Raw genomic sequence first — 4842 nt, forward strand, 5'->3', positions numbered from 1 at the left:
GCCAGGAAGATCGGCAGACCACAGGTCACCGCGTCATCGCTGACGATGGCGTGCGCGGGCAGGTGACGGGCGACGGTCTCCCGATGGCCGCCGGCGTGAGGGGGCCTTGCGGCGTGACAGGCTTTTCGAGGGACTGGACGGTCCCCTCGGCGGCCGCGCCAAAAGCATCGGCCAAGGCCCTCAAGGCCGCCGCGCCGTCAGCCGTCCGACCGCCTAGAGCAACGAGCTCACAACCCTCGGGTACAAGCACGCTGGGCGATCTGGATAAGCGAAGAAGGCCACCGGCCGGGTGGTTTCGACCAGGACCATCAGGTCCACGCCCTCCAGATCCCCCAGCGCCATCTCGGCGAAATAGTGCATCCGGTCGGGGCGCGAACCGGCCCGCGCCCCGCGCCATCCGCGCCACGAAGGTGTCGGTGAGCACGCGCACACCGGCCGCCGCGATGCGAGCGCGCGGCCGCCAGACCGTCCTCGCCGCAGGCCGCGCCGCCGAGCAACAGGACGGGCTTGCGCGCCGCCTTCAGCCGGGCGGCCAGGGCCTCAACCTCGGTCAGGTCGGGCGCGCGCCTTGGCGACGCCGCCAGAACAGGGCCCACAACCGTGGTCTCGTTCCAGGCGCTGTCGGCCGGCAGGATCAGGCACGCCACGCCGCCGGGCGCTTCCTGGCTGGCCGCCACGGCCTCGGCGGCGAGGGGCCCAACGCTGTCGGCGGTCTCGGCCGATTTGACCCAGACCGAGTTGGGCGCGCTCAGGGCCGCGATATCGGAACTGAGCGGCGCGTCAAAGCCTCGATGGTAGGTGGCGTGATCGCCGATGATGTTCACCACCGGGCTGAAAGCGCGACGCGCATTGTGAAGATTGGCCGCCCCATTGGCATAACCCGGGCCCAGGTGCAGCAGCGTGCAGGCCGGTTTGCCGGTCATGCGCGCATAGCCGTCGGCGGCCCCGGTCGCGACGCCCTCGAACAGACAGAGCACGGGTCGCATGCGTGGCTCCCGGTCGAGCGCCGCGACGAACTGCATTTCGCTTGTGCCGGGGTTGGCGAAACAGGCGGTAACGCCATTGTCGGCCAGGGTGATGATCAGGGCGTCCGCGCCATTCATGGCTGTTCTCCAAGGAGGGTTGGCGCGGGCGGCAGGACCTTGCCCGGATTGAGCACGCCGCGCGGATCAAGGGCCAGCTTGAGCCGGCGCATCAAGGCGATCTCGGCTGGACCGCGCGACAGGTGCAGAAAATCGCGCTTTTGCAGACCCACGCCATGTTCGGCCGAGATCGAGCCACACAGCGCCTGCAAGGGGCCATAGACCACGTCCTCAACCGCCCGCCGGACGGCGGGCGTCGTGTCGGCCAAACGGACGATCAGGTGCAGATTGCCGTCGCCCAGGTGGCCAAAAACAGCCGGAGCGCCCAGGCTTGGCCAGCGCGCCGCCAGATCGACCTGAACTGCGGCGACATAGGGCTCCATGGCCGAGATCGGCAGGCTGATGTCGAAGGCGATAATCGGCCCCTCGCGAGCGGTCTGAGCCACGTCATCGCGCAGGGCCCACATCGCCTCGCGCTGGCTCGTGGATCTGGCGATCGCGGCGTCGGCCACCTCGCCGTCAGAGAGGGCCGCGGCCAGGGCCGCCTCGAACCGGGTCGCGTCGCCCGCGACATCGCCGCCCAGGCTCTCGATCAGAACATAGAACGGATAGCGCCCGGCCAGAGGCGGGCGGCCCCGTGCTGGCGGCGTCGTCACCAGGTCATGAAAGCTCGCCCACATCACCTCGAACGCAGACAGGGCACCGCCCAGATCGCGCTCAAGCCGTCGCAACAGGCGTGGCAGCATCGAAAAATGTTCGACGCCGACGATGGCGGTGTCCTGGCTGACCGGCGCCGGACGCAGTCGCAGCACTGCGCGAGTGACAATCCCCAGCGTGCCTTCGGAGCCAATAAACAACTGCTTGAGATCGTAGCCGGCGTTGTTCTTGATCAACGGGCTCATGGCTTCGATGACCGTCCCGTCGGCGAGCACCGCCTCAAGGCCCAGGACCATGTCGCGCATCATGCCATAGCGCAGGACACGGTTGCCGCCGGCATTGGTGGCGATGGTCCCGCCGATGGTCGCCGAGCCTCGCGCGCCCAGATCGAGCGGTAACAGCAAGCCGTGAGCGGCCGCGGCCTCGCTGGCGGTCTGCAAGACGCAGCCCGCTTGGACGGTGATCGTCCCAGCGGCGCTGTCGATCGCCTCGACAGCGGCCATCCGGTCCAGGGATAGAGCCAGGGCGTCGTCCGCCAGACAGCCATCGACCAGGCCGGTGCGCCCGCCCCAAGGGACGACGCACACGCCCGCCGCCGAGGCCAAACGCAGGATGTCGGCCACGGCCTGGGTCGATGCCGGCCGCAGCACCGCCAACGGCGCGCCCAACCGTGTCCACGGGCTCTGGTAGCGCTCCTGGATCGCACTGCCCGTCAGGATCGCGTCGGATCCCACGACCGCGCCAAGCGCGGCGATCAACGCTTCCATACCCGCTCTCCTATTTTGCGACAGGCTAGCGCGGCGCGGCGTCGGAGAAATTGACCCAAGCCAAGCCAGATCTGGTCAATTGTCAGGGCTTGGCGAGCAGGTGACGGGCGATGATGTCGCGCTGCATCTCGCTGGCCCCGGAATAGATGGTGGCGGCGCGCAGGCTCAGGCGCCGAGCCATGGCCCGCGCCCCAGCGTCCAGCGCCTCGCCGCCAGGCAGTTCGGCAGCGACGTACGAGGCGCCAAGCGCCGCCGCCGCCGCGTCGCCGGCGATCTCCATCGCCAGTTCGGCCACGCGTTGATGCAATTCGCTGCCGACCAGCTTGAGCATGGAGGGCACGATCTGATCGTGCGGTCCCGGCCGGCCCGATGGCAGGGAGGCCAGTTCCAACTGCTCGAAGGCGTCCACATCAACCGCCAGGCTGGCCAAGCGACGGCGCAGGTCGAGATCCCGGTCAAGCCCTGCCCGGCTCAGTCGATCGCCGGCGTGGCGCAGGGCGCGACGCACCAGGGCCGCGGGGTGTTGTTGGCGCGGGCCAGCTGCATCAGGCGCTTGGCCATCGACCAGCCGTCATGCTCGGCCCCGACCCGGTTGTCGACCGGAACGACCACATCGTCGAAGAATACCTGGTTGAAGTCGTGCTGGCCCGCCAGGTCGAGGATCGGCGACACCGTCAGGCCGGGGCTGTCCATGTCGATCAGAAGGAAGGTCAGCCCGTGCTGGCGGCGCTCGCCGTCGGCGGTGCGGAAGATGCCAAACATGCGGTTGGCCAGATGGGCGCCGGTGGTCCAAATCTTGGTCCCGCTGACATGATAGGCCTCGCCGTGACGGACCGCACGACAGGACACCGCCGCTAGGTCCGACCCCGCCCCCGGCTCGGAGAATCCCTGACACCAAAGATCCTTCCCCGATAGGATCGGCCCCAGATAGCGCGCGCGCTGGGCGTCGCTGCCCTGCTCGATCAGCAGGGGGCCCAGGCTCCGCAAGCCCCCTGCGAACAGGACCGGCGCGTCGTTCAAGGCGCATTGGCGGTCGAACAGGAACCGCTGGCGAGCGCTCCAACCTGTCCCGCCCCAGGCCGCCGGCCAAGCCGGGGCGATCCAGCCGCGCGCGAACAATCGCGCATGCCAGATGCGGCATGCCTCGATCTGCGAGTGGACGCCCAGGGTTTGTCGGCCGGCCTGCCGAAGGTCGGGCGTGAGCGCCTCCTCGAAGAAGGCGCTCACCAAGGCCAAAAAAGCCTCGTCCGACGCCGATCGCATCGAAGCCGGATTCGGAAAGGGGGCTGCTCGACTAACCACTAAGCCGATCCTGGGTCCGCGCGATCCGCGGCCCTTTCCTCCTAGACCGCCCAGACCGATCACGCCTTGATGGACCGCAAACGCCGTCGGTAAACTCACCGCTCGCCGGCTTGATGGGCGACAATCCTGGCCGCCCAGCCGTGCGCCATCGCCGCACGCCCCCGGTTTGCCCTTGCTTGGCGCGACGGCGCGCCTATCGTCCGGGCGGCATGAGCCCACCTGCCCCTCCCTCGCCGCCCGATCTCGACCACGGCGACCTCGCCAAGCCGAGCGACGGCCGATGATCACCCTGACCCAGCGGCCCTTCGCGCCCGGTGTGCTGCTTGACGAGTTTTGCAACGGTCGCGCCGAAGTGGGTGCAGTGGCCAGCTTCACGGGCCTGGCGCGGGCTGAAGGCGGCGCGGCCCAGATCCTGGAACTGGAAGCCTATCCAGGTTTCACCGACGCGATGATCGCCGACTTCGCTGAACGGGCCAAGACGCGGTTCGCGTTGCTGGACTATCAAATCGTCCATCGCACGGGGCCCATCGCCCCCGGCGAGGCGATCGTCTTCGTGGCCACGGCCGCGGGCCACCGTCGCGCGGCCTTCGAGGCCTGCGATTTCCTGATGGACTATCTGAAAAGTCAGGCCCCGTTCTGGAAGAAGCAGCATGGCCTAGACGGCGTCCGTTGGATCGAGCCGACCGCCCAGGACCATGACGACGTCGGGCGATGGGATCGCTCGCGCCTTCGCGCCGAGGATCTTGCCCAATGACCCGCCTGACCCATATCGACGACGAGGGACGGGCTCGGATGGTCGATGTCACAGGCAAGGCGTCGACGACCCGCGAAGCGGTGGCGGCGGGCTTCGTGCGCATGGCGCCCGCGACCCTGGCCCTGGCGCTGTCCGGGACCGGCGCCAAAGGTGAGGTTCGCGCCGTGGCCGAGATCGCCGGGGTTATGGCCGCCAAGAAGACCTCCGACCTGATCCCGCTGTGCCACCCCCTGGCCCTATCCAAGGTCGAGGTCTGCGTCGAGCCCGGCGAGGGCGGTTT

5 protein-coding genes and 1 pseudogene are annotated in these 4842 nt (G+C 68.9%); 2 read left to right on the forward strand and 4 right to left on the reverse strand.

The genetic code is table 11. The features are described from left to right. From CSW58_RS11900 to CSW58_RS15425, 4 genes and pseudogenes are all read right to left on the reverse strand, one after another. Positions 1-1103, reverse strand: a pseudogene (locus CSW58_RS11900) (acetolactate synthase large subunit); the annotation flags it as partial. After that, positions 1100-2506, reverse strand: coding sequence for an FAD-binding oxidoreductase (locus tag CSW58_RS11905; RefSeq protein WP_099447427.1), 1407 nt, complete (start codon positions 2504-2506; stop codon positions 1100-1102). The pseudogene CSW58_RS11900 and the gene CSW58_RS11905, both read right to left, overlap by 4 nt. An 82-nt stretch (positions 2507-2588) precedes the next feature. After that, positions 2589-3014, reverse strand: coding sequence for an acyl-CoA dehydrogenase family protein (locus CSW58_RS15420; protein ID WP_236627808.1), 426 nt, complete (start codon positions 3012-3014; stop codon positions 2589-2591). Then, positions 2978-3733, reverse strand: coding sequence for an acyl-CoA dehydrogenase family protein (locus CSW58_RS15425; protein WP_236627809.1), 756 nt, complete (start codon positions 3731-3733; stop codon positions 2978-2980). Before CSW58_RS15425 ends, CSW58_RS15420 begins: the two co-directional genes overlap by 37 nt. Before the next feature lie 355 nt (positions 3734-4088). Between CSW58_RS15425 and CSW58_RS11915 the strand changes: the two genes are divergently transcribed. After that, positions 4089-4562: a molybdenum cofactor biosynthesis protein MoaE gene (locus CSW58_RS11915; protein WP_099447428.1), complete on the forward strand. Its 474-nt coding sequence runs from the start codon at positions 4089-4091 to the stop codon at positions 4560-4562. After that, positions 4559-4842 (forward strand): cyclic pyranopterin monophosphate synthase MoaC (locus tag CSW58_RS11920; RefSeq protein ID WP_304441647.1); only part of this gene is annotated, 284 nt, incomplete at its 3' end. The genes CSW58_RS11915 and CSW58_RS11920, both read left to right, overlap by 4 nt.

The organism is Caulobacter sp. B11, assembly GCF_002737765.1.
Classification (GTDB): domain Bacteria; phylum Pseudomonadota; class Alphaproteobacteria; order Caulobacterales; family Caulobacteraceae; genus Caulobacter.

Excerpts from the sequence above, each read along its gene's own strand:
- CSW58_RS11915 (WP_099447428.1), top strand. The coding sequence starts at position 4,089 with ATGATCACCCTGACCCAGCGGCCCTTCGCGCCCGGTGTGCTGCTTGAC.
- CSW58_RS11905 (WP_099447427.1), bottom strand. The coding sequence starts at position 2,506 with ATGGAAGCGTTGATCGCCGCGCTTGGCGCGGTCGTGGGATCCGACGCG.